The sequence below is a fragment of the Streptomyces sp. genome (assembly GCF_031181705.1).
Taxonomy (GTDB): Bacteria; Actinomycetota; Actinomycetes; order Streptomycetales; family Streptomycetaceae; genus Streptomyces.
The window spans coordinates 30,127-55,385 of the sequence record NZ_JAPSKN010000019.1; the positions used below are offsets into that span (position 1 = coordinate 30,127).

Consider the following 25,259-nt stretch of genomic DNA (forward strand, 5'->3'; position numbering starts at 1 on the left):
CTGCCGGGCTCAACATGCCACGGCCTCACCCCATGGTACGGGTCCGCCACCGTTGGGGTGAGCCGGGATGCTTTGGTGCAGGTCAGGGGCTTGGCGAGGGGGGTTCGGCGTCGGTTTCGGCCGGTACGCAGGCGTGCCGGGCGGCTTCCCGGGCCAGAGCGGTGTCCGGGCGCTCGGCGCAGCCGGTCACGCCGGCGACGTCGGCCGTCCAGGTGGGGGCCCGGCCGGAGACGGTCCTGCCGTCCGGGCAGGTGTGGCGGAAGTCCGCGGAGACCTCCCGGACACCGGCGTACTGGTGGTACGTGCCCGCCTCGCGCGGGGTGACGCGGCCCTCGCCGAGCGCCGGGGCCCGCTGCCCGGGGTCGGTGAACGCCCAGGTGTCGCCCGCCTCCGCCAGGGCGGGCGCCTCGGAGTCGGTCTCCCCGGCCACCTTGCCGAGGGAGAACAGGACCTCAGCGGCGGGCGGTGCCGGTCCGTCGGCGCGTACCGAGGGGACGGGCGTGCACACGCGCCGCACCGGGTTGCGCAGCGCGCCGCCGCCCTCGCCCAGCCGCTCCGGACGCGAGACGCCGGTCAACCGGTCGCGCGTGGTGACCGGGGACCAGGTGAAGGTGCCCTTCGCGCAGGCCCGCGCCCGGGACGTGCCGCTCTCGCGCGGGGTGCCGTGGGCCCCCGGTTCCCCGGTGCACGCCGTCAGCGCGGCCACCAGCGCCCGATGGCCAGGCCGGCCGCGCGGGCCCGCCGTACCGTTCCGTCCATGTGCCGCCCCCCGTGCGCGGACGCCCGGCGTCCGCACCATGATCGCTGCCGGCCTCATGGTGCGGACGCCGGCTCGGGCGGCGGCAAGGCATTTGAGCGTTTCCGGAGCTACCGGGCGGCCGGGCCCTTCACGGAGGGGCCCGGGGCGGGCTTCGCGCTCCTCTTCAGGAAGCCCATGTCCTCGTAGACCGGTGTGGCGAAGCCGAAGGCGCCGGTGTTGGCCAGGTTCTTGCGGGCCGCGAGGAGCTGGGGGCGCTGGAAGAGGGGGATGGAGCCGGCCGCCGCCCAGATGCGGGAGTCGGCCTTGCGGATGAGGGAGCGGGACTTGCCCTCGTCGAGCGTGGCCACGGCCTCGTCGAAGAGCTGGTCGACCTGGTCGGTGCCGACGCGGGTGTAGTTCTGCTCGACGCTCAGGGAGCCGTCGGCGGCCGGGACCGGTTTGGCGTAGACGGGGCGGGCGTCGGTGGCGGGGTAGGCGGTGGCGGGCCAGGAGTAGAGGGCCAGGTCGTACTGGCCGGAGGCGATGTGGTCCTTGAAGTAGGACTCGTCGGAGACCTTGGAGATCTCCGTGCCGATGCCGACGCGCTGCAGCATGCGCGTGATGCGGTCGGCGACCGTGCGCAGCGTCCGGGAGCCGGGCCCGGAGGGGAGCACGAAGCGGAGCGTGAGGGGCTTGCCGTTCTTGGCGAACGGCGCGGCCTCCTGGTTCGCCGGGGCGGCGGTGCCGCGCGGGGCGTACGCGCCGGGGGCGCCGCCCGGGTGCGGGTGCTTGTACTGCCTGCCGTCCTGGGCGAGGTGGCCGGCCGGGTCCTGCTGCCGGGCCTTGTCGTCCTCGTCCGCGCCGGAGGAGCCGTCGGCCCGCTCGCCCTCGCCGCCGGCCGCCTTCTCCTCCTTGTCCTTCTTCTGCTCCGTGACGGGGCCGCCGCGTACCCAGCCGGCGTCGGCGAGCAGGGCCTGTGCCTCCTCGGTGTCCTGGTCGCCGAGGGCGCCGCTGTTGTCGGCGTAGGCGGCCTGGCCGGACAGGGCCAGGTGGCTGCCGACCGGGACGGCGGGCAGACCCAGGGGCTTGAGGACGGCCTCGGCCAGTTCCTCGCGGTCCAGGGCGCGGGCGACGGCCCGGCGGACCCGCTCGTCGGCCAGAGGGCCCTCGGCGCCGTTCAGGGCGAGCTGGGTGAAGGCCGGCTCCAGGGACTTGCGCACCTCGAAGCCGCGCAGGGCCTGCTGCCGCCGCGCGTACTTGGCGGCCGCCTTGCGCAGCTTCTTGCGGGCGAGGGTCTCCTCGTCGGCCGCGTCGTCGTCGGTGCCGTTGGCTCTGGCCCAGGAGCGCAAAGCGTCCGCGGCGGTCCGGTCGGCGCCCGGGCCCATCAGGGGGCTGCTGGAGCTGTGCGGGCGGGCGGCCAGGGTGATGCGGCGGGCCGCCGCGGAATCGATCTCGGCCAGGTCGAGGGTGCCGGCGGCCAGCTCGGCGGCCCGCTTGTCGCGCGGCACGGTGCGCAGCTCGATCGCGGAGAGCTTGGCGGGCTCGCCCCACCAGCGCGGGTTGCGGGCGAGGGTGATCCTGTCGTCCTCGGTGTCGACCTTCTTCACCGTGAAGGGGCCGGCGGTGACTTTGAGCTTCTTGCGGGCGCCGTCGTTGAAGGAGTCCGGGGTGCCCATGACGTCCTTCGGGTACAGCGGGGAGAACAGGGAGCGCCAGTCGGCGTAGGGGCGGCTGAAGGTGACCCGGACCTCCAGGGCGCTGTCGCCGCGCTCGATCTTCTGGATGCGGTCGTAGCCGGCGTTGCGGGCGGTCCAGTAGGCGGTGTCCTTGCCGGACAGGGCGCGCCACTGGGCGGCGAAGTCGGCGGCGCCGATCTCCCGGCCGTCGCTCCAGACGGCCTGCTGGTTGAGCTTGTACAGGACGACCTGTTTGGGCTCGGTCTCGACGACCTTCGCGGACTCCAGGTAGGCGGGGTTGCGCTCGGGGCGGCCGGAGGCGTTCATCCGGAACATCGACGGCAGGACGGCCTGGGCGACGCGGGTGGTGGTGGCGTCGGCGTCCGACTGGAAGGTGTTCAGCGTGTCCGGCACGGAGTCGACGGCCCAGCGCAGGGTGCCGCCGTCGGCGACCTTGTCCCGGGCGGCGGGCTGGATGTCCGGGGCGGCGAGCGGCTTGCCGGCCGGGTCCTCGGAACCGCACCCGGCGAGCGCGGGCACCGCGAGCACGCCCGCGGTGAGGAAGGCGACCGAGCGCGTGACCGCACGCGGGCCGACGCCGTGCTGGGACATCTGTGCTACCTCCGGGAAGCCGCGGGCGTTATGATCACTTTTGGCGGTATTTGGAGTTCATCTGATGTATGCCGCCACTGAAGAGGAAAGGGTTCGGCAACACAGGGCGACACGGCGGTCACGGAGGGGAAGTCACCCATGCGGCGCAGCGCACCGCGCGGTGCACCCGCACGCCCCGGCCAATCGATGCACATCCCTTCACAGCACGAGGTGTGACGCGCAACACTCGCAGGCGCATGAACGTTGCCGCCTTGGGCCGTGAAGGACCCGTGGAAGTGAGGGCAAGTCATGTCCGTTCACGACGAACTGACGTCAGTCCAGCGCTCTCTCGACGACCTGCTGCGGTCGCTGGGGCGGCTGGAGAAGCAGGTCGGCACCGGCGGTCTGGAGATGCGCCGCGTCCGGGCCGACGCCAACCACCTGCGCGAGAGCCTCGCCCTGCTGCGTGAAGCCGCCGCGTCGCCGACCGCACCGATGCGCCCCGAGCTCGTCACCATCTCGGACGCGCCGTACGACCCGTCGCTGTGGGTCGACTCGGACGACGAGGGGCTGGGCGCCCGGGACCGGCGCGCTCCCTGACCGGGAGGGCGTCGAGCGACCGGCACCTCCCCCTGAACCCGACCGGAGTCGTCACGTGGCCACTGGTACGGAACCTCCCGCCACCGAACCCCATCCCAGCGGCGGCGGCGTCACGGCGGGTACGCGCGCCGCGATCGCCGCCCCGCACCTGCGCACCGACCGCTGGTGGCTGGCCCCGGCCGGCACGGTCGCGGGTCTGCTGGCCTTCATCGTCTACTCGACCTGGCGGGCCTTCGCCGACGCCGACTACTACGCGGCGCCGTACGTCTCGCCCTTCTACTCCCCGTGCCTGGCGGAGCGGTGCGAGCCGATGAGGGACGGCCCCAACTGGGAGATCTTCGGCAGCTGGTGGGGCGTCTCGCCCGCGATCATCATCCTGATCTTCCCGCTGGGCTTCCGGCTGACCTGCTACTACTACCGCAAGGCCTACTACCGGGGCTTCTGGGCGTCCCCGCCGGCCTGCGCGGTGGCCGAGCCGCACAGGAAGTACACCGGCGAGACCCGCTTCCCGCTGATCCTGCAGAACATCCACCGCTACTTCTTCTACGCGGCGCTCCTCGTCGCCGGGATCCTCACCTACGACACCGTGCTCGCCTTCCGCGACGAGAACTACGCGTGGGGACACATGGGCCTCGGCACCCTCGTGTTCCTGATCAACATCGTGCTGATCTGGGCGTACACGATCTCCTGCCACTCCTGCCGGCACATCGTCGGCGGCAAGCTCAAGCACTTCTCCAGACATCCCGTGCGCTACCGGATGTGGCAGTGGGCGGGCAGGCTCAACGCCCGGCACATGCAGCTGGCCTGGGCGTCGCTGGTCAGCGTGGCGCTCGCCGACCTCTACGTCTATCTGGTCGCGTCCGGTGCCTTCGACGATCCGCGATTCTTCTGATGAGTGAGGCGTTCTGATGTCCGTGGTCGACCGGCAGGAGTGGGACGTCGTCGTGGTGGGCGCGGGCGGGGCCGGGCTGCGCGCCGCCATCGAGGCCCGCGAGCGGGGCGCGCGTACGGCCGTGATCTGCAAGTCGCTGTTCGGCAAGGCGCACACGGTGATGGCCGAGGGCGGCATCGCCGCGGCGATGGCCAACGCCAACGAGAACGACAGCTGGCAGGTGCACTTCCGCGACACCATGCGCGGCGGCAAGTTCCTCAACCAGTGGCGGATGGCCGAACTGCACGCGCAGGAGGCACCGCAGCGGGTGTGGGAGCTGGAGACCTGGGGGGCGCTGTTCGACCGCACCAAGGACGGCCGGATCTCCCAGCGCAACTTCGGCGGCCACGAGTACCCGCGGCTCGCGCACGTCGGCGACCGCACCGGCCTGGAGCTGATCCGCACCCTCCAGCAGAAGATCGTCTCCCTCCAGCAGGAGGACTTCCGCGAGACCGGGGACTACGAGTCCCGGCTGAAGGTCTTCCAGGAGTGCACGGTCACCCGGGTGCTGAAACAGGACGATCGTGTCTCCGGCGTCTTCGGCTACGAGCGCGAGTCCGGCCGCTTCTTCGTCCTGGAGGCCCCCTCGGTCGTCATCGCGACGGGCGGCATCGGCAAGTCCTTCAAGGTGACCTCGAACTCCTGGGAGTACACCGGCGACGGCCACGCGCTGGCCCTGCTCGCGGGCGCTCCCCTGCTGAACATGGAGTTCGTGCAGTTCCACCCGACCGGCATGGTCTGGCCGCCGTCCGTGAAGGGCATCCTCGTCACCGAGTCGGTGCGCGGCGACGGCGGGGTGCTGCGCAACTCCGACGGCAAGCGGTTCATGTTCGACTACGTCCCCGACGTCTTCAAGGACAAGTACGCCGAGACGGAGGAGGAGGCCGACCGCTGGTACGACGACCCGGACCACAACCGCCGTCCTCCCGAGCTGCTCCCCCGCGACGAGGTCGCCCGGGCGATCAACGCCGAGGTGAAGGAGGGACGCGGCTCCCCGCACGGGGGCGTGTTCCTCGACGTGTCGACGCGGATGCCCGCCGAGGTCGTCAAGCGCCGGCTGCCGTCGATGTACCACCAGTTCAAGGAGCTGGCGGACGTCGACATCACCGCCGAGGCGATGGAGGTCGGGCCCACCTGCCACTACGTGATGGGCGGGATCGCCGTCGAGTCCGACACGGCGGCGGCGCGCGGGGTGCCCGGGCTGTACGCGGCCGGTGAGGTCGCCGGCGGCATGCACGGGTCCAACCGGCTCGGCGGCAACTCGCTGTCCGACCTGCTGGTGTTCGGCCGCCGGGCGGGCCGGTACGCGGCCGAGTACGCGACCGGGCTGGCCGGGGCGCGGCCCGTCGTGGACGACGGACAGGTCGACGCCGCCGCGGCGGAGGCCCTGCGGCCCTTCTCGGCCGAGGCCGAGACCGAGGAACCGGCCGGTGGCCCGCCGGAGAACCCGTACACCCTGCACCAGGAACTCCAGCAGACCATGAACGACCTGGTCGGCATCATCCGCCGCGAGACGGAGATGAAGCAGGCCCTGGAGAAGCTGGCCGAGCTGCGGGTGCGCTCGCGCCGGGCCGGGGTCGAGGGGCACCGGCAGTTCAACCCGGGCTGGCACCTCGCCCTGGACCTGCGGAACATGCTGCTGGTGAGCGAGTGCGTGGCGCGGGCCGCCCTGGAGCGCACCGAGTCGCGCGGCGGGCACACCCGGGAGGACCACCCGTCGATGGACCGCAGATGGCGGCGGATCAACCTGCTGTGCGCGCTGACCGACCCGGCGGGCGGGCCGGCGGCGACAGACCCGGTCCGCGGCCAGATCACGCTCACCCGTGAGACCACCGAACCCGTCCGTGCCGACCTGCTCGCCCTGTTCGACAAGGAGGAGCTGGTCAAGTACCTCGCCGAAGAGGAGCTGTACGAATGAGCGGCTACACGGCCCGTTTCAGGGTGTGGCGCGGGGACGTGAGCGGGGGCGGCCTTGAGGACTTCGAGGTCGAGGTCAACGAGGGCGAGGTGGTGCTCGACATCATCCACCGGCTCCAGGCCACCCAGACGCCCGATCTCGCCGTGCGCTGGAACTGCAAGGCGGGCAAGTGCGGTTCCTGCTCGGCGGAGATCAACGGCCGTCCGCGGCTGATGTGCATGACGCGCATGTCGGTGTTCGGCCGGGAGGAGACCGTCACGATCACCCCGCTGCGGGCCTTCCCGGTGATCCGCGACCTGGTCACCGACGTCGGCTTCAATTACGACAAGGCCAGGGAGGTTCCTGCCTTCGTCCCGCCGGCCGGACTCGCCCCGGGCGAGTACCGCATGATGCAGGAGGACGTGGACCGGCCACAGGAGTTCCGCAAGTGCATCGAGTGCTTCCTGTGCCAGGACACCTGCCACGTGGTCCGCGACCACGAGGAGAACAAACAGGCGTTCGCCGGGCCCCGGTTCCTCATGCGGGTCGCCGAGCTGGACATGCACCCGCTCGACGCGGCGGCGGAGTCGGGCCTGGACCGCAAGACCACCGCCCAGGACGAACACGGCCTGGGCTACTGCAACATCACCAAGTGCTGCACGGAGGTCTGCCCCGAGGGCATCAAGATCACGGACAACGCCCTGATCCCCCTGAAGGAACGGGCGATCGACCGCAAGTACGACCCCCTGGTCTGGCTGGGTTCGAAGATCAGGAGGCGGTCGTCAGCAGGCTGAGGGCCTGCCGGAGGTTGTGCTCGGCGATCTCCCGCATCCGCTCGGGGTGCGGGAAGTCGCCCTCGGCGAGGGTGAGCGGTCCCGGGACGAGCTCCAGGTGCATCGCCAGGCGGTACGGCCGCAGGCGTGCCTCGTCCGGGCCGGTGGCGCGCAGGGCGTCGTAGCGGGGGCCGAAACGGAGCCGGAGGAAGACGTGCTCCCGCTCCACGTCGCGGTACATCAGGCCCTCGGTGTCGATGAGCGCGGGCTGCCCGTCGGGCGTGAGCAGGACGTGGTCGGGGCCGAGTTCGCCGTGGACGAGGGGGGCCAGGTCGGTGCGGGTGAGAGGGCGTCGGGGGCGGGAGGTCCGGCGGCCGGTGTGCGGGGGTGGAGTCACCGCACCCAGTCCTCCCGGTAGGCGCGCCAGTCCGCCTCCGTCGCGGCGAAGTCGATGTACAGCGCGACGCCGAAGCGCGCCCGGTCCGCGTCCGTGCGGGACAGGCCCAGACGGACGCCCCGGACCGCCGCGGGGACGGTCTCGGCGTGGCCCCAGTGGTCGAAGTTGCTCTCCCAGTAGAAGGGCAGGCCCATCAGCAGGTCGGTGGCGGGCGGGGTGACCTCCAGGGCGAGGGAGGTCTGCTGGGCGACGTAACCGCCGTAGGTGCTCTCCAGGGGCTGCGCGGTGTCGTACGACATCATGGCGATCTGGTCGACGCGGCGGGCGACCTGGCCGAAGAACTCCTGGGACCACCACTTGGGGTTCTCGGTGAACAGGCCGAACACGGTGTGCAGCTCGGGGAGCGGGTCGATCTGGTGGGCGGCGACGGAGAGCCGGGCGTCCCGGGAGCGGGTCTCGCGGCGCAGGGCGTCGAGCAGGGCGAGGAAGTCGCGGTCGCCGGACGGCATGGGTTCCAGGTCGAGGTGGACGCCCTCGTAGCCGGTGTCCAGGACCTGGCGGGCGGAGCGGACGACGGCCGCGCGGGTGTCCGGGTCCGCCAGGACCATGCCCTCGCCGCTCTCGGAGGCGAGGACGTCGCCCAGGAAGGCCTGGACGCGGATGCCGGGCAGTTTCTCGTGCACGGCGTCGACGAACCAGCGGGCTCTCGGATAGCGGGACTCCGGCAGGGTGCCGTCGTGCTCCAGGGGGCCCGAGTGGACGTACAGGTCGCGGATGCCGGTGCCTCGCAGGCGGCGGGCCAGGGCGGTGACGTCGGCGTCCTTCTTGCGGCCGTCCACCCAGGCGTGGCCGAGCCAGAGGGCGTCGCGGTCGCGGGTGTACGTGCCGTCCGCCGGGTCGCCCGTGTAGTTGACCCCGAGGGCCGTCAGCACGGCCAGGAGGGAGACCAGCGGGACCAGGACCGCCACGAGCGCCCCGCGTACGAGACGGCGTCGGCGCCGTGCTTGCCTGCCGCCGTCGGAGGCGGGAGCGTCCTTCGCAGTGTCGTCGGCGGCGGGTGCCCCGGCCGGTGCGGCGTCCTCCGTGCGGTCCATGCCGTCTCTCCCCGGGGTGCGTGCGGTCGGTGTTGCCGGGGAGGACGGCCCGTACGGGCGTTCGGTTGCGGTCAGAACAGGCTCAGCAGTGCCTCCGCCGGGTCCGGCAGGCCGCTTCCGCCGTCCGGGAGCGGGAGTTCGAACCAGACGGTCTTGCCCCGGGGCGTGCGGCGCGAGCCCCAGGCCGCGCTGAGGAGGCCGACGAGCTGGAGGCCGCGGCCGCCCTCGTCCGTGTCGCGGGCCCGGCGGCGGCGGGGCTGGACCAGGCCGGAGTCCCACACCTCGCAGACCAGGGTGCGGTCCAGCAGCAGGCGGAGCCGGATCTCGCCCTCGCCGTAGCGCAGGGCGTTGGTGACCAGTTCGCTGACGAGCAGCTCCGTGGTGTCGACGAGGGGCTCCATGTCCCAGCTGAGCAGCTGGGCGCGCGCGTACTCACGGGCCCGGCCCACGCTGCGCGGCTCGCGCGGCAGGGTCCAGTCGCCGACGGACTCGGTGGGCAGCCCCTGGACACGTGCCATCAGCAGCGCGATGTCGTCCTCGCCGTGATGGGTGTCGAGGGTGTTGAGGACGTGGTCGCAGACGTCCTCCAGCGGCTGCGTGGGGTCGGCGAGGGCGCTGACGAAGGCCTGCAGGCCCTCGTCCAGGGGATGGTCGCGGCTCTCGACCAGTCCGTCCGTGTAGAGCGCGAGCAGGGCGCCCTCGGGCAGTTCGACCTCGACCTCCTCGAAGGGCTCGCCGCCCACGCCGAGCGGCATGCCCGGCGGCACGTCCAGCATCAGGGCCGCCTCGCCCGGTTCGACCAGGACGGGCGGCAGATGGCCGGCGTTGGCGAACGTACAGCGCCGGGTGACGGAGTCGTAGACGGCGTACACGCAGGTGGCCAGGTAGATCTCCGACAGGTCAGCCTCCCGTGGCCGGCGGGCCGCCCGGGTGGCTTGCTGCACGCCCCCGGGTGCGCCGAGGCCGCGGGCGATCTCGTCCAGCTGGGAGAGCACCTCGGCCGGTTCGAGGTCGAGCTGGGCCAGGGTCCTTACCGCGGTGCGCAGTTCACCCATGGCGACGGCGGCGCGCAGGCCGCGGCCCATGACGTCGCCGACGACCAGGGCGGTGCGGTGCCCGGGCAGTTCGATGACGTCGAACCAGTCACCGCCGACCTCGCTGGGCCGGCCGGTGTTGACGTTGCCGGGCAGGTAGCGGCAGGCGATGTCGAGGCCGGAGGCCTCCGGGTCACCGGGCGGGAGCAGGGACCGCTGCAGTATCAACGCGCGTTCGTGCTCGCGCCGGTAGAGGCGGGCGTTGTCGATGCAGACGGCGGCGCGCGCGGCGAGCTCGACGGCCAGGTCCCGGTCGCGGTCGCCGAACGGCTCGCTGCCCTTGGCCCGGGCGAACTGCACCAGTCCGACGACGGTGTCGTGGGCGACCATCGGCACGGCGAGCGTGGACTGCACGAGCCCGCCGTCCTCGGGGGGCACGATCTGCGGCCGGGCCGTGCGCAGGGCGTCCGCACAGGGCGAGTTGAACGGGTAGTGGTGGACGGCGCCGACCGAGACGGGCACGCCCGTACCCGCGAACGGCGCGTCGGACACGGCGCTCGCGAAGGCCACGCGGCGCAGTTCGGCGCTGCCGTCGGCGAGTCCGGGCGGGGTCTCGTCACCGGCCAGCAGCCCCTGGTAGAGGTCGACGGTGGCCAGGTCGCAGAAGCCGGGGACGACGACGTCGAGGAGCTGGCGGGCCGTGGTCTCCAGGTCGAGGGAGTTGCCGATGCGGGCGCCCGCCTCGTTCAGCAGGGCCAGGTTGCGCCGGGCGGCGGCGGCCTCACGGGCGGCGGCGCGGCGTGCGGTGATGTCGATCCCGAGCCAGGCGACCCCGATGGGACGCCCCGAACCGCTGTGCACGCGGTAGAGGTTGACGGACCAGTGGCGGCGCTCGTCGGAGCCCGGCACGAAACCCGTGACGTGCATGTCGGTGATGGAGCTGCCGGTCTCCAGCACCCGGCGCAGCGTGGCGGCGACCCGCTCGGCCTCCCCGCGCTGCAGGTAGTCGTGAACACCCTTGCCGCGGTGGTCGTCGGGCGCGCCGCCGAAGATGGACGCGAACCGCTGGTTGACGCGGCGGACCCGCAGGTCGGGGTCGATCAGCAGGAAACCGAAGGGGGATTGACTGAATATGGCCTGCGAGGCGGCGAGATCGGTTTCGATGCTGCGCAGCGTGCGCACGTCGACGACGATGCACACGGCGGCCTTCTCGCCGTCCTCGGTGCGCGTCGGCATGACGTACACCTCGGCGAGTCCCTCGTGACCGCAGTCCCCCTCGTAGCCCTTCGGCATCCGGAAGGGCACCACGCCGGTCCACTCGCGGCCGTCGAGGATCTCGGCCATCTTGCGCATGCCGCGCTCGCGGTGGCGCGGGTCGATGAACGCCTCGATGGGGTCCATGCCGACGGCGCGTCCGGCGGGGATCCCGAAGAGGTGCTCGGCGCGCATGCTCCACTGGTCGACCAGCCCGTCGGGGCCGATGGAGAAGGAGGCGACCTTGATGTAGTCGTAGATGGATCCGGGGGGACTGCTCTGCCACATGGCGTCCCCGGGCGGCACCCCGTCGGCCGCGAGCGCACCTGAGACCGCGGCGGCCGGGGCGTCGGCGGCCCTCGCCCTCGCGCCCTCCGACGGGTCCTCGGACTCCGTGGCCTTCGCTGGTATCTCGCTCACGCGAACCGTCCCCTCCAGCTCACCGCGCCCGGCACCGGTCACCAGGGGCGGCTGCCCGCAGTATCCAGCACTACGGTGCCGCACAACACGGTGTTCACGATCACAGCACGGTCCCGATGGTTTTCGGTCCGAACTGTGAGAACACTTCCAGTCTTCTAACCAGGGGACCCGTCGTCGAACCCCGTCCGCCGACAACCGCCACTGGCCTGAACCAATCGCTCTACAGCGGTACGGGGTTCGTACACCGTTCTTTCACTCCGACACCGCGAGTTCGAACCACACGGTCTTGCCCGCGCCGCCGGGCCGGGTGCCCCAGCGGCGGGAGGCGGAGGCCACCAGCTGCAGTCCGCGGCCGCCCTCGTCCTCGGGGCGGGCGGCCCGCTCGCGGGGCGGGTCGGGCAGCGGGTCGGAGACCTCGACCAGCAGGACGCCGTCCAGTCCGAGGGGGCGCACCAGGCGGACGCCGATGGGGCCGGTGGCGTGCCGCAGGGCGTTGGTGACCAGCTCGCTGACCAGCAGGGCCGTGAGGTCGGCGAGGCTGTCCAGGCCCCAGCCGCGGAGCCGGCCGCGGACGGCCTGGCGGGCGGTGCGCACGGCGTCCGGCTCGGCGGGGAAGGTCCACTCGGCGCAGTCACCCTCGGTGTCGATCACGCCGCTCACTTCCCTGCCGGCAGGCCCACCCAAGTCCGGTTTCGTGGGGTTAATGGGCACATACCCGATATCCGGGGCGGAGTACCGCGCGGCGCGGCGCACTGTGGCACGAAAGGCGTACGGGGCGCCCGTACACCAGTCGACCCGCGTCGCACGCCCCCCGGCCGATCTCAGGCGCCGGGCCCTTCCCGCACGCCGGCGCGGAGGTCTCCCAGGTGCGCGAGGGCCTGCCGGACGGCCGGGACGTCCTGGTCGAGCCAGTCGACGTCCCAGATCTCGGCGGGGTCGAGCCAGCGCAGCCCGTCGTGGTCCTGTAGGGGTTCGGGGGCGGGCGAGCCGGGCCGCAGCCGCGCGGTCCACACGTGCAGGACGTACGGCGGCCGCAGGGGCCACTCGCCCGGGATCCGCTCGCCGGCCTCGGCGTCGACGCCGAGTTCCTCGCGCAGTTCGCGTACGAGCGCCGCGTCGGCCGCCTCCCCGGGCTCCACCTTGCCCCCGGGCAGCTCCCAGCGGCCGGCCAGCTCGGCGGGCGCGCTGCGCCGGGCGGCCAGCAGCCGCCCGTCGTCGACGAGCGCGGCACCCACGACGACGATGTGCTCAGTCATGCGGGGAGCCTACGGGAGCACGGCGGAACTCCGGCCGGGCGGGCGCGGCAGGCACCGCAGGCCGGCCCGGCGAGGCGAGGCCGGCCCGGCAGGGCACGGCACGGGGTTGGTCCGGCACCGGGTCGGTCCGGCACGGACGCCGGACACGGGGTCAGTCGTGCAGGGCCGGTCCGCTCTGGCCCAGTCGCTCGACCCAGTACAGCTGCTTGTGGCCGCGGCCGTCGAGGCTGTCGGCGATCTTCTGGGCCTCGGCCCGGGTCGCGTACCGCCCGACGCGGTAGCGATTGCCGTTGTCGTCCTGACGTATCACGAGCCAGGGAAGAGTGACCGTGCTGTCGTTCATCGCGCCCCTCCACTTCCCGCCCGCGGCCTGTGCCGAGCCCCACCCGCTAAGGAAACCGCAATGCGCATATGCCCGAGCGTACGCCTAACCTTCACGCTGCGAATACGGCTTTTCACCAAGAGGTACGCAACCGGCCAGCACTCAGGGGGCGCACGGCGGCGAACGCGCCGTCCGCGTACCTCGGCGCACCCGTTCTCGGGCATACCGCATACACGGTGGTCGACCTGCGCAGACGACGACGGGCCCCGGGTCGGGCCCGACTCGCGGCGGCGTCGGCCGTGACGGTGAGGGTGTGAGCGGGGCGCGCGGGGAGCGCGCCGCGGGGCGGATGTGAGCGCTCGCTACTTGACCGGAAGGTGGTAGGCGACCCGGTACCGATCGGCCGGGATGACCACGTCGGCCGTCTCGACGGGGCGGCCGGAGGCGTAGAACGTGCGCTGGACGACCAGGACCACATGGCCGGGGACGCCTCCCAGCACGAGCAGTTCCTCGGCGAGGCCGGGGCGGGCGCCGACCTCCTCCGTGACGTTGTCCACGATCACGTCGATCGCGCGCATGCGCTCGACGACCCCCATGCCGCCGAGCGGGCCCTCCTCCGGCAGCATCACGGGCGTACGGCCCGTCACCGCGAGCGGCTCCCAGGAGGTGGAGAGCATCATCGGCTCGCCGTTCTCGCGGTACAGGTACTTCGTGCACATCACGCGGTCGCCCGGCTCGATGTCCAGCCGCTCGGCGACCGCGACGCTCGCCTCGGACTGCTCGCTGCTGGACTCCCAGGTGCCGCGCCCCTCGCCTTCGGCCTGCTCCTGGCGGAACGGCGTCGCCCCGCCGCTCGGGCGGTAGCCGGAGCGGGAGATGCGCCGGGGCACGGGCCGCTCGCGCACGTACGTCCCCGAACCGGAGCGGCCCTCGACCAGCCCCTCGGCCATCAGCACCTTGCGGGCCTCCAGGGCGACGGTGTCCGAGACGCCGTACTCCTGGCGGATTCTGGCCTGGGAGGGGAGCCGGGTGTGCGGGGGGAGCCGACCGTCGACGATCTTCCTGCGGAGATCACCCGCGACACGCAAGTACGCCGGCTGCTCACCGAATGTCACTGGCCGCTCCCATCAGGTTGTACAGACAGCAACAGCGTGGCAACCGTAGGTTGTGCCAGGCAAGCAAAGGCCAGAGAATCACTCGATGTGATGACATGGTGGCCCTGAGGGCTTTACGCAGGCACTTTCTCCCCGCTATAGCCGCCGTCACACCTGCGCTTCGGCGGAACCGCCCTCGTCCTCGTCGTAGGCCGGCGGGGTCGAGGCCAGGGCGAGGGCTTTGCGCGCCGTGACGGTCGACGGGCCGTCGACGTAGGCGTACGCCCTGTCGTAGTGCGTGAGGTAGGTGTCGGCGTCGGCCGCCTCGCTCGCCCGGGCCCACTCGTCCCGGGCGTCCTCGAGGTCCGCGACCAGGTCGGCGACCGGCTGCCGGGCCCCGGAGGGCCAGGAGTGACCGCGCAGGGCCTCGATCTGCTCGCCGAGCACGTCGTGCACCCGCGTGGCCCAGGCGCGGTGGCCGGCGAGGTCGTCCTCGGGGGTGTCCTCGGGCTCCTCGTACAGCGCCGCGTCGAAGGCGTTGGCCGTGGACAGGAAGACGACCTGGTCGGTGTCGAGCGTGGTGGGGTCGCCGCGCAGCGAGCCGGTCAGCTCAGACCCGGTGTCGGCGTGGCCGAAGAGGCAGGTGATCGCGCGGTCGCCGAAGCGCCAGCTCGCCCGGGAGGGCATCAGGTAGTACACGTCGACGTCGGCGGGCATCGCCCAGGAGTCCATGGCGTACTGGTCCTGGAGCGCCCAGCACCGCTCGTCGGCGATGTCGGTGAGCTCGGCGTCACCCGGGAAGGCGCCGCCCGGCAGCGTCACGACCCCGAAGACCTCGCCGTCGTGCCGGCCCGCGCAGGGGACCGGGTCGACGTCGTACGTGTCGCCCTCCATGCCGCCGGGCGCGTCGAAGCAGTCGCCCTTGTCCAGCCGCAGGGTCTCGTTGCCTCGCGCGCCGTCCTTGAACCCCTCCCACGCCTTGGACGCGGCCCCCGTGGACAGCACCACCGTCCACAGCACGACCCCGACGCAGGACAGCACCGCCCCGGCGATCGCCAGTCCCCGCCCGCTCTGCCCGGACCTCTTGATCTGCCGCAGCGCGATCAGCCCCAGCACCAGTCCCAGTGCGGGGACGAAGCACAGGAGGCCGAGCACGAGGGCGGCGACGGCCAGGGCGTTGACGGAGACCGGCGTGCCGTACGCGCGCCCGGCGGTGCCGTACGGACCGTACGGACCATGGGCCCGTGACCGGTCGGCAGGGGGCGGCCCGTACGGGTCCTGGGGCTGCGGGGCCCCAGGGGGCGGGGGTATCGACACGGGAACGGTGCTCCTGGCTGCGGCGGTGGGCGGGGGTCTCGTCGAACGGCTGGGCGCATCGTAAGCGGCCGGGCCGACGCCGGGTCCGCCGACCGCGACCGAGTCCGCTGCGAGGGGCGAGCATGCGCATCGCACACGACCGCGAGAACGACACCGCGTACGTCTCGCTCGTCGCACACGTCGCGGATGCCGAGGGGTCGCGGGTGGTGGCGGGGTGGCGCTACGTCCGTCCCGCCACCGCCCGGCACGCGTCCGCGTACGCCCGCACCCATGCCCGGTCCCCGTCCTCCCGGCGCCAGGCCAGGGCGTAGCGGCTGGGGGGCAGGCCCCGTACCGGGCGGGTCGTCACGCCGCCCAGCGTGAGCAGCGGGACGTTGCCCGTGGCCACCAGGCAGACGCCGAGGCCGGCGGACAGGGCCTCGTACGTCTCCTCCGTGCTCGCTATCTCGGCGCCGATGCGGGGTGCGCGGCCGTCGCGGAAGTCCAGGGCGAGCCAGAAGTCGCGCAGCGGGCCCGTGCTCTCGGGCAGCGCGAGGAACGGCTCGTCGAGCAGGTCCGTGAAGTCGATCCCGGCGCGGCCGGCGAGCGGGTGGGTGTCGGGGAGGGCGACCATGACCGGCTCCTCCGCGACGACCGTCCAGGCGTAGCGGTCCTGGGCGGGCAGCGGCAGCCAGACGAACGCGACGTCGGCGGAGCCGTCGGCCAGTCCCGCCGTCGGGTCCTGCCAGGTGACCTGCCGGAGCCGGAGGGCGGCTTCGGGGTGTGCCGCCGTGAAGCGGGAGCGGACGGCGGGCAGCAGGCCGCCGCGGACCGGGCTGGTGCTCATGCCCACGACGAGCGTGCCGCGCCGGGCCGTGCGGACGGTGTCCACCGCGGCCGCCGCCTCCCGCCACGCGTCGATCACCTGGCGCGCGTGCGGCAGCAGCGCCGTACCGGCGTCGGTCAGGGCCACGCCGTGCCGGTCTCGCCGGAACAACTCGACGCCCAACTGCCGCTCCAGGGCACGGATCTGCTTGCTCAGGGCGGGCTGGGACACATAGAGCCGCTCGGCGGCGCGGCTGAAGTGCAGGTCCTCGGCCACCGCCACGAAGTAGCGCAGGTCCCGTACATGGACGTCCTTCGTCATGCCCTTCGGTTATCACCACATGTCTTGGACGAACAACTTCCCCACAGGAAAGGGTGGTTGACGCATGGGCCGGACGAGACGAGGAGTGGCCATGAACAGGGTGTGGCTCATCACGGGCGCGAGCAGCGGGTTCGGGCGGGCGATCGCCGAGGCCGCCCTCGCGGCGGGCGACGTCGTCATCGGCGCGGCCCGGCGCTCCGAGGCGCTGGGGGACCTGGTCGCCGCCCACCCCGACCGGGTGGAGGCGCTGCGCCTGGACGTCGCCGACACCGGCGCCGCCGAGGCCGCCGTGCGGGACGTCGTGGCACGGCACGGCCGGATCGACGTCCTGGTCAACAACGCGGGCCGGACCCACGTCGGGGCGTTCGAGGAGACCACGGAGGAGGAGCTGCGGGCGCTGTTCGAGGTGCACGTCTTCGGTCCGGCCGCCCTCACCCGGGCCGTGCTGCCGCACATGCGCGAGCGGCGCTCGGGCGCGATCGTGCAGATGAGCAGCATGGGCGGGCAGCTGTCCTTCGCGGGGTTCTCGGCGTACAGCGCGACGAAGTTCGCCCTGGAGGGCATGTCCGAGGGGCTCGCGGACGAGGTCGCCGAGTTCGGCGTCAAGGTGCTGATCGTCGAGCCGGGCGCCTTCCGCACCGGTCTGTTCGAGACGGGCCGGGCCGGCACCAGCGCGGACAGCGGTGTGTACGGCAAGGTGAGCCAGACGCGCGGCCTGGTGTCCGGCGGCGACGGCACCCAGCCGGGCGACCCGGCCAAGGCCGCCGCGCTGATCCTCGCCGCGCTGGAGGCCGACCCCACGCCCCTGCGCCTGCCGCTCGGCGACGACGGGGTCAGCGCGGTGCTCGGGCATCTGGACCGGGTGCGGGACGAGGTGCTGGCCTGGGAGAAGCGGAGCCGGAGCACGGCCTTCGACGACTGACGGTCCGTCACAGGGGTCCTGCCGGTCCGTGCAGGGCCCTTGTGCAATTCCTGTGGAGGCCTCAATCTTTCGGCTGACGCACAGGAGCCCCCCCCCGGTTGACATGACCATGACTCCCGGGTGCTCCAACGGGCGTGCACCACACCCCACAGCGCACCACCGATGAGGAGGACCCCTCAGATGGCAGTGATGCGTACTCCCCGCAGATCCACCCGGCGAAGACTGGCCGCGCTCGGCGCGACGGCCACCGCGGCGCTCGTCGCGAGCCTGGTCTCCGCCCTCCCCGCCGGCGCGGCCCCGGTCGCCGCCGAGGGGCGCGTGCAGTACGAGGGCGCCGCGAACGCCGTCGCCGACAGCTACATCGTCACGCTGAAGACCGGCAAGGCCGGTTCCGCCGAGGGCCGCGCCCTCGCGCACAAGTACGGCGCCGCCATCGAGCGGACCTACACCAAGGCCCTCAACGGCTGGGAGGTCGAGGCCTCCGCGTCCGAGGCGAAACGTCTCGCCGCCGACCCGGCCGTGGCTTCCGTGGTGCAGAACCGGACGTTCTCCATCACCGCGACGCAGCCCGGCCCGCCCTCCTGGGGCCTGGACCGCATCGACCAGCGCAACCTGCCGCTGAACAGCTCGTACACCTACCCGGACACGGCGGGTGAGGGCGTCACGGCGTACGTCATCGACACCGGCGTCCGCATCACGCACGGCGACTTCGGCGGCCGGGCCTCCTACGGCTACGACGCCGTCGACAACGACAACACCGCCCAGGACGGCCACGGCCACGGCACGCACGTCGCCGGCACGGTCGCCGGGAACGCCTACGGCGTGGCCAAGAAGGCCAAGGTCGTCGGGGTCCGGGTGCTGAACAACTCCGGCCAGGGCACCACCGCGCAGGTCGTCGCCGGCATCGACTGGGTCGCCCGCAACGCGGTCAAGCCGGCCGTGGCGAACATGTCCCTGGGCGGCCCCGGCGACACGGCCATCGACACGGCCGTGCGCAACGCCATCACCTCCGGCGTCACCTTCGTCGTCGCCGCCGGCAACGAGTCCACCAACGCCTCCACCCGGTCGCCCGCACGGGTCACCGAGGCCGTCACGGTGGGTGCCACGACGTCGAGCGACGCCAAGGCGAGCTACTCCAACTACGGTTCGGTGCTCGACCTGTTCGCGCCCGGCTCGTCGATCACCTCGGCGTGGAGCACGGGCGACTCGGCGACCAACACCATCTCCGGTACGTCGATGGCGAGCCCGCACGTCGCCGGGGCCGCCGCCCTGCACCTGGCCGCCAACCCCGCGGCCACGCCCGCGCAGGTCTCCGCCGCGCTGACCTCCGCCGCCACCACCGGCGTCGTCACCAGCCCCGGCACCGGTTCACCCAACCGGCTGCTGCACGTGGGCGGCGGCACGACCACCCCGCCCGGACCGCGCTTCGAGAACACCGCCGACCAGGCCATCTCCGACAACGCCACCGCCGAGTCCCCGGTGACGGTCTCCGGCGTCCCGGGCAACGCCCCGTCGGCCCTGGCCGTCGAGGTGCACATCGTCCACACCTACATCGGTGACCTCCAGGTCCAGCTGATCGCCCCCGACGGCACCGCGTACACGCTGAAGGGGTACGGCACCGGCGGCAGCGCCGACAACATCGACACCACGTACACCGTGAACGCCTCCTCGGAGACCGCGAACGGCACGTGGAAGCTCCGGGTCAGCGACAACGCGAACTTCGACACCGGGCGGATCGACGCCTGGGCGCTCCAGTTCTGACCCGTTCCGCGACAAGGGGGCCGGGCTCACCAGAGCCCGGCCCCCGGCGCGTGTCCGGCCCCCGGCGCGTGCCCGTCCACCGGCGCGTTCCCGGTGCGGATCGCGTTCATCGTCGCCTTCGGGGTGCTGCTGGACACGCTGGTGGTGCGTTCGCCGCCGGTGCCCGCGCTGGTGATCGACGTCGGCCGCGCGCCTGGTGGCCGAGCGTCCTGGCCCGGCGGGGCGCGGCGGCGCGACGGGCGGCCGCGGCCGATGCTCCGTCCGGCTGAACGGCCGCGGTCACCGTGCCGTGCATCCGCCGCGGAGGCCGGTGGCGAAGTCTCCTGTAGGGGCCGGCCGTGAGCGCGGCCGGAGACGGGAGGCTGGAGCATGACGGAGGACGGGCGGCGGCTGCACTGCCTCGTCACCGGGGCGTCCGGGTACATCGGCGGGCGCCTGGTGCCGGAACTGCTCCTGGCCGGGCACCGCGTCCGGTGCCTGGCCCGCTCACCGGGCAAGCTCCGCGACCACCCCTGGGCGCGCGACGCCGAGACGGTCCGGGGTGACGTCACGGACCCGGCGTCGGTCGCCGCCGCGATGCGCGGGATCGACGTCGCCTACTACCTGGTGCACGCCCTCGCCACCGGCTCCCGGTTCGAGGACACCGACCGGCGGGCCGCCCGCGTCTTCGCCGAGCAGGCGCGGCTCGCCGGGGTGAAGCGGATCGTGTACCTCGGCGGGCTCACCCCGCAGCACGTGCCCGAGGAGTCCCTCTCGCCGCACCTGCGGTCGCGGGCGGAGGTGGGAGAGATCTTCCTCGCCTCTCCCGTGCCCGCCACGGTGCTGCGGGCGGCCGTCGTCATCGGCTCGGGCTCGGCGTCCTTCGAGATGCTGCGCTACCTCACCGAGCGCCTGCCCGTCATGGTCACCCCCAGCTGGGTGCACACCCGCACCCAGCCCATCGGCGTCCGGGACGTGCTGCGCTACCTCGTCGGCTCGGCGACCATGCCCGACGACGTCGACCGGGCCTTCGACATCGGCGGTCCCGACGTCCTCACCTACCGGGACATGATGCTCCGGTACGCCGCCGTCGCCGGGCTGCGACGGCGGTTCATCGTGCCGGTCCCGATCCTCACCCCCCGGCTGTCCAGCCACTGGGTCGGCCTGGTCACGCCGGTGCCCGCCGCCCTCGCCCGGCCGCTGACCGAGTCGCTGCGCCACGAGGTCGTCTGCCACGAGCACGACATCGCCCGGTACGTGCCCGACGGCCCGGGCAGGCCGCTGCCGTTCGACGAGGCCCTGGCCCTGGCGCTGCGCAGGGTGCGCCAGGCGCAGGTCGCCACGCGCTGGTCCTCCGCCTCGGTGCCCGGCGCCCCCAGCGACCCGCTGCCCACGGACCCGGACTGGGCGGGCGGCAGCCTCTACCAGGACGAGCGGGAGCGTCCCGTAGAGGCGTCCCGGGAGGCGCTGTGGCGGGTGATCGAGGGCATCGGGGGCGAGAACGGCTGGTACTCCTCACCCCTGGCCTGGGCGGTCCGGGGCTGGCTCGACCGGTTCGCCGGCGGGGTCGGGCTGCGCCGGGGGCGGCGGGACACCGAGCGCCTGCGGGTCGGCGACTCGCTGGACTTCTGGCGCGTGGAGGAGATCGAGCCGGGCCGTCTGCTGCGGCTGCGCGCCGAGATGCGGCTGCCGGGCCTGGCCTGGCTGGAGATGTACGCCGAGACCGGCGACCGGGGCGGCACCGTCTACCGGCAACGTGCCCTGTTCCACCCGCGCGGGCTGCTGGGCCACGCGTACTGGTGGAGCGTCGCCCCGTTCCACTCCGTGGTCTTCGGCGGCATGGCCCGCAACATCGCCCGGGCCGCCGCGGCCGGCCCGGGCGGGCGCCGTACCGCCGCGCACGACCCGCGCGTGCGGCGGGTCCTCGCCGGGCTGGGAGCCCGGCGGCGCCGGACGCCCTCCGCACCACCGCACCAGGAGTGACACCCATGACCGTCGCGGTCGTCCTGTTCACCGCGGACCTGCGTCTGCACGACCATCCGCCGCTGTGTGCCGCGCTGCGGGCGGCGGACGAGGTGGTGCCGCTGTTCGTCCGCGACCCCGCCGTCCACGCGGCCGGCTTCGACACGCCGAACCGCGCCGCCTTCCTGGCCGACTGCCTGGCCGACCTGGACTCCTCGCTGCGCCGCCGCGGCGGACGGCTGGTCGTACGCTCGGGCCCGGTCGCCCGGGAGGTCCGCGCGGTCGCCGCCGCCTGCGGCGCCACGGAGGTGCACCTGGCCGCGGGCGTCTCCGGCCACGCCCAGCGCCGCGAGGAGCGGCTGCGCCGGGCACTCGGCGCCGACGGGGTGCGGCTGCGCGTGCACGACGCGGTGGTGACCGCCGTCGCGCCGGGTGCCGTGGCCCCGGCGGCCTCCGACCACTTCGCCGTGTTCACCCCCTACTTCCGCCGCTGGTCCGGGCAGTCGCTGCGCCGGCCCCTGCCCGCGCCGCGCGCCGTGCGCGTCCCCGCGGACGTACGCGGTGAGGAGCCGCCGTCCCGCGCCGGGACGGCGGGCCTGGCGCCGGGGCTTCCCGAGGGCGGGGAGACGGCGGGGCGGGCCCGGTTCGCACGGTGGGCCCGCACGGACCTGTCCCGCTACGCGGAACGGCACGACGACCTGGCCGGGGACGCGACCTCGCGCCTGTCCCCCTACCTCCACTTCGGGGCGCTGTCGCCGGTGGAGCTGATCCACCGGGCCCGTGCGCTGGGCGGCGCCGGGGCCGAGGCGTTCGAACGCCAGCTGTGCTGGCGCGACTTCCACCACCAGGTCCTCGCCGCCCGGCCCGACGCGTCGGTCCGGGACTACCGCACCCGGCACGACCGGTGGCGCGGCGAGGAGGAGGCGGCCGGGGACATCGCCGCGTGGCGGGAGGGCCGTACGGGCTACCCGGTGGTCGACGCGGGCATGCGGCAACTGCGCGCCGAGGGCTGGATGCACAACCGGGCCCGGCTGCTGACGGCGAGTTTCCTGGCCAAGACGCTGTACGTGGACTGGCGGATCGGCGCCCGGCACTTCCTGGACCTGCTGGTGGACGGCGACATCGTCAACAACCAGCTGAACTGGCAGTGGGTCGCCGGCACCGGCACCGACTCCCGCCCGCACCGCGTCCTCAACCCGGTGCGCCAGGGCAGGCGTTACGACCCGGACGGCACGTACGTACGGCGCTGGGTGCCGGAGCTGGCGGACGTCGACGCCGGCGCGGTGCACGAACCCTGGCTGCTCCCGGCGGAGCGACGCGCGGTTCTGGGGTACCCGGAGCCGGTCGTCGGCCTCGGGGACGGACTGGCCCGTTTCCGGCACGCCCGCGGGCGCGGATGAGAACCGGCCGGCGCATCCACGGCACGGCTGCCGCCGGAAGCACTGATGTGCGAATGATCGGACGAGAAGGGGTAGCGCATGCCTGGACCGCGGCCGACGGTGGCCGGACCGGCGGAGGGAGACGACGCGACGCTGACCGCCCCCTGGGCCACGAGCGCCGTGGAGAGCGTCCTGGAGCACGTGCTCGACGCGCGGCTGCGCCAGGCCCGTGGCGTCGACGCGGTGTTCGCCCGCGACATGGCCGAGCGCGTCGCCGCCTTCGCCCTGCGGGGCGGCAAGCGGCTGCGGACGGCGTTCGCCTGGTGCGGCTGGCGGGCCGCGGGCGGCTCCGGTGACGCCACGGCGCTGCTGCGCACGGGAGCGGCCCTCGAACTGCTCCAGGTTTGCGCCCTCGTCCACGACGACGTGATGGACGGATCCCCCGTGCGCCGGGGAGGACCGGCGCTGCACGTGGAGTTCGCCGGGCGGCACCCGGCCGGGCCCGGCACGGCGCCGGGCGCGCCGGAGCCGGTGGCCGCCGGGTCGTTCGGCGCCTCGGCCGCCGTGCTCGCGGGCGATCTGGCGCTGGCGTGGGCGGACGACCTGTTGGCGGAGACGGCGCTCGGGTCGCCGCACGGTGCCCGGCTGCACCACGAGTGGCGGGCGATGCGCACCGAGATGGTCGCCGGGCAGTACCGCGACCTGCGCGCCCAGGCGAGCGGTGCGTCCGGTGACGAGGAGGCGCTGACCATCGCCGCCCTCAAGAGCGCCCGCTACACGGTGGCACGGCCCCTCGCCCTGGGCGCGGCCCTGGCCGGTGCCGACACCCGCACGACGGAGGCGCTGCGGTCCGCCGGCCACTGCGCGGGGCTGGCCTTCCAGCTGCGCGACGATCTCCTCGGCGCCTTCGGCGACCCGGCCCTGACCGGGAAGCCGGCCGACGACGACCTGCGCTCCCGCAAGCTCACCCCGCTGCTCGCCGCCGCCGTCCGCCTCGCCGACGCCACCGGCGACCACGAGGCCGCGCGCGTGCTCGCCCCGGGTGCGCACGACCGCCCGGAGCACGTCGTGCGGGAGATGCGGGCGGCGCTGGAGCGGACGGGCGCCCGGGCCGAGGTGGAGGCGAGGACCGCGGAGCTGGCGGCCGCCGCCCTGCGGCACTTCGAGGCGACCGGCGCGGAACCCGGCGTGCGGCGGGAGTTCGCCGCCCTGGTGGAGCGGGCCGCGGGCATCGCCCCGCGCCCCGCCGGGGAGCTCGTATGAGGACGGTGACCGGGCCGACCGACCACGTCGTGGTGGTGGGCGCCGGCCTGTCCGGACTGGCGTGTGCCCTGCATCTGCTGGGCGCCGGGCGCCGGGTCACCCTCGTCGAACGGGACGCGGGTCCCGGCGGCCGGGCCGGCCGGCTGCGGCTCGGTGACTACCTGGTGGACACCGGGCCCACCGTGCTGACGATGCCGCACCTGGCCGACGAGGCGTTCGCGGCCGTCGGCGACAGCCTGGCCCGCCGCGTCGAGCTGGTGCCCCTGCACCCGGCCTACCGCGCCGGCTTCGCGGACGGGACCGCGCTGGACGTGCACACCGACGGCGAGGCCATGGAGTCGGAGGTGCGGCGCTTCGCCGGGCCGGCCGAGGCGGCGGGCTACCGCAGGCTGCGGCACTGGCTGGAGCGGCTCTACCGGGCGCAGATGCGCCGGTTCATCGACACCAACTTCGACTCGCCGTTCCAGCTCGCGCACCCCGACCTGGCCCGGCTCGCGGCGCTCGGCGGCTTCGGGCGGCTGGACGGCCGCATCGGCCGCTTCCTGTCCGACGACCGTCTGCGCCGGGTCTTCTCCTTCCAGGCCCTGTACGCCGGAGTGGCCCCGGCCCGGGCGCTGGCGGCCTACGCGGTGATCGCCTACATGGACACGGTGGCCGGCGTCTTCTTCCCCAAGGGCGGCATGCACGCGCTGCCGCGCGCGATGGCCGACGCGGCGGCCGGCGCCGGTGCCGAGCTGCGCTGGTCGGCCGAGGTGAGCGCGTTGGAACGCTCGGCGGGCCGGGTGCGGGCCGTGCGCCTGGCCTCGGGTGAGCGCATCGCGTGCGACGCGGTGGTGCTCAGCTGCGAACTGTCCACCGCGCACCGGCTCCTGGGCCGGGCCCCGGTGCGCCCGGTGCCGCTGCGGCACTCGCCGTCGGCGGTGATCCTGCACGCGGGCACCGACCGGACCTGGCCTCACCTCGCCCACCACACGCTGTCGTTCGGCGCCGCCTGGGAGCGGACCTTCGACGAACTGACCCGCTCGGGGACGCTGATGAGCGACCCGTCGCTGCTGATCACCCGCCCGACGGCACACGACGCCTCCCTGGCACCGCCGGGCCGCCACCTCCACTACGTCCTGGCGCCCTGCCCCAACACGGCCGTCGGCCCCTCCGCCGCCGTCTGGCGGGAGCTGGGCCCGCGCTACCGCGACAGCCTGGTCGCCGAGCTGGAGCGGCGGGGCCTGGACGGGTTCGGGGACAGCGTCGAGGAGGAGGCCCTGGTGACCCCGCTCGACTGGACGGCCCAGGGCCACGCGGCGGGCACGCCGTTCTCCGTCTCCCACACCTTCGCCCAGACCGGCCCGTTCCGGCCGCGCAACCTCGTGCGCGGGCTGGACAACGTCGTGCTGGCCGGCTGCGGGACCACGCCCGGCGTGGGCGTACCGACCGTGCTGATCAGCGGGAAACTCGCCGCCGCCCGCGTCACCGGC

Annotated in this window: 21 protein-coding genes and 1 pseudogene; 11 read left to right on the forward strand and 11 right to left on the reverse strand. The window is 73.7% G+C overall.

All coding sequences use genetic code 11. The features are described from left to right. Window positions 1-82: 82 nt before the first annotated feature. Complete coding sequence (locus RIN80_RS06665) at window positions 83-706, reverse strand: hypothetical protein (protein ID WP_309094556.1); 624 nt, start codon at window positions 704-706, stop codon at window positions 83-85. Window positions 707-867: 161 nt separating this feature from the next. Next, window positions 868-3,027, reverse strand: a complete 2,160-nt coding sequence (locus tag RIN80_RS06670) for an ABC transporter family substrate-binding protein (RefSeq protein WP_309094557.1) — start codon at window positions 3,025-3,027, stop codon at window positions 868-870. Between the two features lie 288 nt (window positions 3,028-3,315). On the opposite strand from RIN80_RS06670, the gene RIN80_RS06675 reads away from it, so the two are divergent. From RIN80_RS06675 to RIN80_RS06690, 4 genes are read left to right on the forward strand one after another with little or no spacing between them, the layout of a single operon-like run. Continuing rightward, entirely contained in the window at window positions 3,316-3,606 is a 291-nt protein-coding gene (locus RIN80_RS06675) for a hypothetical protein (RefSeq protein WP_309094558.1), read from the forward strand. A gap of 55 nt (window positions 3,607-3,661) precedes the next feature. Continuing rightward, window positions 3,662-4,498: a hypothetical protein gene (locus tag RIN80_RS06680; RefSeq protein ID WP_309094559.1), complete on the forward strand. Its 837-nt coding sequence runs from the start codon at window positions 3,662-3,664 to the stop codon at window positions 4,496-4,498. Between the two features lie 16 nt (window positions 4,499-4,514). Further along, the gene (locus tag RIN80_RS06685; RefSeq protein ID WP_309094560.1) at window positions 4,515-6,455 is read left to right on the forward strand and encodes a fumarate reductase/succinate dehydrogenase flavoprotein subunit; all 1,941 of its coding nucleotides are present in this window, start codon (window positions 4,515-4,517) and stop codon (window positions 6,453-6,455) included. After that, window positions 6,452-7,228 carry a succinate dehydrogenase/fumarate reductase iron-sulfur subunit gene (locus RIN80_RS06690; RefSeq protein WP_309094561.1) on the forward strand — a complete coding sequence of 259 codons (777 nt, stop codon included), beginning with the start codon at window positions 6,452-6,454 and terminating at the stop codon, window positions 7,226-7,228. Before RIN80_RS06685 ends, RIN80_RS06690 begins: the two co-directional genes overlap by 4 nt. On the opposite strand, the gene RIN80_RS06695 is transcribed toward RIN80_RS06690, so the two are convergent. From RIN80_RS06695 to RIN80_RS06735, 9 genes are all read right to left on the reverse strand, one after another. Continuing rightward, window positions 7,203-7,604, reverse strand: a complete 402-nt coding sequence (locus RIN80_RS06695; RefSeq protein WP_375141633.1) for a hypothetical protein — start codon at window positions 7,602-7,604, stop codon at window positions 7,203-7,205. The genes RIN80_RS06690 and RIN80_RS06695 overlap by 26 nt on opposite strands. Further along, window positions 7,601-8,698, reverse strand: coding sequence for a glycosyl hydrolase family 18 protein (locus tag RIN80_RS06700; protein WP_309094562.1), 1,098 nt, complete (start codon window positions 8,696-8,698; stop codon window positions 7,601-7,603). Before RIN80_RS06700 ends, RIN80_RS06695 begins: the two co-directional genes overlap by 4 nt. A gap of 71 nt (window positions 8,699-8,769) precedes the next feature. Continuing rightward, window positions 8,770-11,406, reverse strand: a complete 2,637-nt coding sequence (locus RIN80_RS06705; RefSeq protein ID WP_309094563.1) for a SpoIIE family protein phosphatase — start codon at window positions 11,404-11,406, stop codon at window positions 8,770-8,772. Between the two features lie 252 nt (window positions 11,407-11,658). Further along, window positions 11,659-12,066, reverse strand: coding sequence for an ATP-binding protein (locus tag RIN80_RS06710; protein ID WP_309094578.1), 408 nt, complete (start codon window positions 12,064-12,066; stop codon window positions 11,659-11,661). A 161-nt stretch (window positions 12,067-12,227) separates the two neighbouring features. Then, window positions 12,228-12,662, reverse strand: a complete 435-nt coding sequence (locus RIN80_RS06715) for a (deoxy)nucleoside triphosphate pyrophosphohydrolase (RefSeq protein WP_309094564.1) — start codon at window positions 12,660-12,662, stop codon at window positions 12,228-12,230. 151 nt (window positions 12,663-12,813) lie between these two features. Next, window positions 12,814-13,005 (reverse strand): SPOR domain-containing protein, encoded by a 192-nt coding sequence (locus RIN80_RS06720; RefSeq protein WP_309094565.1) that lies wholly within the window; start codon window positions 13,003-13,005, stop codon window positions 12,814-12,816. Window positions 13,006-13,346: 341 nt separating this feature from the next. Beyond that, a complete protein-coding gene (locus tag RIN80_RS06725; protein ID WP_309094566.1) occupies window positions 13,347-14,099 on the reverse strand; it encodes a GntR family transcriptional regulator in 753 nt (250 codons plus the stop codon). A 147-nt stretch (window positions 14,100-14,246) separates the two neighbouring features. After that, the gene (locus RIN80_RS06730; protein WP_309094567.1) at window positions 14,247-15,395 is read right to left on the reverse strand and encodes a DUF4190 domain-containing protein; all 1,149 of its coding nucleotides are present in this window, start codon (window positions 15,393-15,395) and stop codon (window positions 14,247-14,249) included. Window positions 15,396-15,615: 220 nt separating this feature from the next. Next, window positions 15,616-16,521, reverse strand: a complete 906-nt coding sequence (locus RIN80_RS06735; protein WP_309094568.1) for a LysR family transcriptional regulator — start codon at window positions 16,519-16,521, stop codon at window positions 15,616-15,618. A 91-nt stretch (window positions 16,522-16,612) separates the two neighbouring features. Here RIN80_RS06735 and RIN80_RS06740 point away from each other — a divergent pair, with 91 nt between their 5' ends. The 7 genes and pseudogenes from RIN80_RS06740 to crtI form a co-directional block, all read left to right on the forward strand. After that, window positions 16,613-17,443 (forward strand): oxidoreductase, encoded by an 831-nt coding sequence (locus RIN80_RS06740; protein WP_309094569.1) that lies wholly within the window; start codon window positions 16,613-16,615, stop codon window positions 17,441-17,443. A gap of 180 nt (window positions 17,444-17,623) precedes the next feature. Beyond that, on the forward strand, window positions 17,624-19,204 hold the full coding sequence (locus tag RIN80_RS06745) for a S8 family peptidase (protein WP_309094570.1): 1,581 nt from the start codon (window positions 17,624-17,626) through the stop codon (window positions 19,202-19,204). 84 nt (window positions 19,205-19,288) lie between these two features. Further along, window positions 19,289-19,473: pseudogene (locus RIN80_RS06750) on the forward strand (hypothetical protein); the annotation flags it as partial. Between the two features lie 100 nt (window positions 19,474-19,573). After that, complete coding sequence (locus tag RIN80_RS06755; protein WP_309094571.1) at window positions 19,574-21,166, forward strand: SDR family oxidoreductase; 1,593 nt, start codon at window positions 19,574-19,576, stop codon at window positions 21,164-21,166. A 5-nt stretch (window positions 21,167-21,171) separates the two neighbouring features. Further along, window positions 21,172-22,545, forward strand: coding sequence for a deoxyribodipyrimidine photo-lyase (locus RIN80_RS06760; protein ID WP_309094572.1), 1,374 nt, complete (start codon window positions 21,172-21,174; stop codon window positions 22,543-22,545). A gap of 78 nt (window positions 22,546-22,623) precedes the next feature. Further along, window positions 22,624-23,787, forward strand: a complete 1,164-nt coding sequence (locus RIN80_RS06765; RefSeq protein ID WP_309094573.1) for a polyprenyl synthetase family protein — start codon at window positions 22,624-22,626, stop codon at window positions 23,785-23,787. Next, the coding region (gene crtI / locus RIN80_RS06770; protein WP_309094574.1) for a phytoene desaturase family protein at window positions 23,784-25,259 on the forward strand (1,476 nt) is incomplete at its 3' end. The genes RIN80_RS06765 and crtI, both read left to right, overlap by 4 nt.

Excerpts from the sequence above, each read along its gene's own strand:
- RIN80_RS06740 (WP_309094569.1), top strand. The coding sequence starts at position 16,613 with ATGAACAGGGTGTGGCTCATCACGGGCGCGAGCAGCGGGTTCGGGCGG.
- RIN80_RS06670 (WP_309094557.1), bottom strand. The coding sequence starts at position 3,027 with ATGTCCCAGCACGGCGTCGGCCCGCGTGCGGTCACGCGCTCGGTCGCC.
- RIN80_RS06715 (WP_309094564.1), bottom strand. The coding sequence starts at position 12,662 with ATGACTGAGCACATCGTCGTCGTGGGTGCCGCGCTCGTCGACGACGGG.
- RIN80_RS06675 (WP_309094558.1), top strand. The coding sequence starts at position 3,316 with ATGTCCGTTCACGACGAACTGACGTCAGTCCAGCGCTCTCTCGACGAC.
- RIN80_RS06720 (WP_309094565.1), bottom strand. The coding sequence starts at position 13,005 with ATGAACGACAGCACGGTCACTCTTCCCTGGCTCGTGATACGTCAGGAC.
- RIN80_RS06765 (WP_309094573.1), top strand. The coding sequence starts at position 22,624 with ATGCCTGGACCGCGGCCGACGGTGGCCGGACCGGCGGAGGGAGACGAC.
- RIN80_RS06685 (WP_309094560.1), top strand. The coding sequence starts at position 4,515 with ATGTCCGTGGTCGACCGGCAGGAGTGGGACGTCGTCGTGGTGGGCGCG.
- RIN80_RS06755 (WP_309094571.1), top strand. The coding sequence starts at position 19,574 with ATGACGGAGGACGGGCGGCGGCTGCACTGCCTCGTCACCGGGGCGTCC.
- RIN80_RS06745 (WP_309094570.1), top strand. The coding sequence starts at position 17,624 with ATGGCAGTGATGCGTACTCCCCGCAGATCCACCCGGCGAAGACTGGCC.
- RIN80_RS06760 (WP_309094572.1), top strand. The coding sequence starts at position 21,172 with ATGACCGTCGCGGTCGTCCTGTTCACCGCGGACCTGCGTCTGCACGAC.
- RIN80_RS06735 (WP_309094568.1), bottom strand. The coding sequence starts at position 16,521 with ATGACGAAGGACGTCCATGTACGGGACCTGCGCTACTTCGTGGCGGTG.
- RIN80_RS06700 (WP_309094562.1), bottom strand. The coding sequence starts at position 8,698 with ATGGACCGCACGGAGGACGCCGCACCGGCCGGGGCACCCGCCGCCGAC.
- RIN80_RS06690 (WP_309094561.1), top strand. The coding sequence starts at position 6,452 with ATGAGCGGCTACACGGCCCGTTTCAGGGTGTGGCGCGGGGACGTGAGC.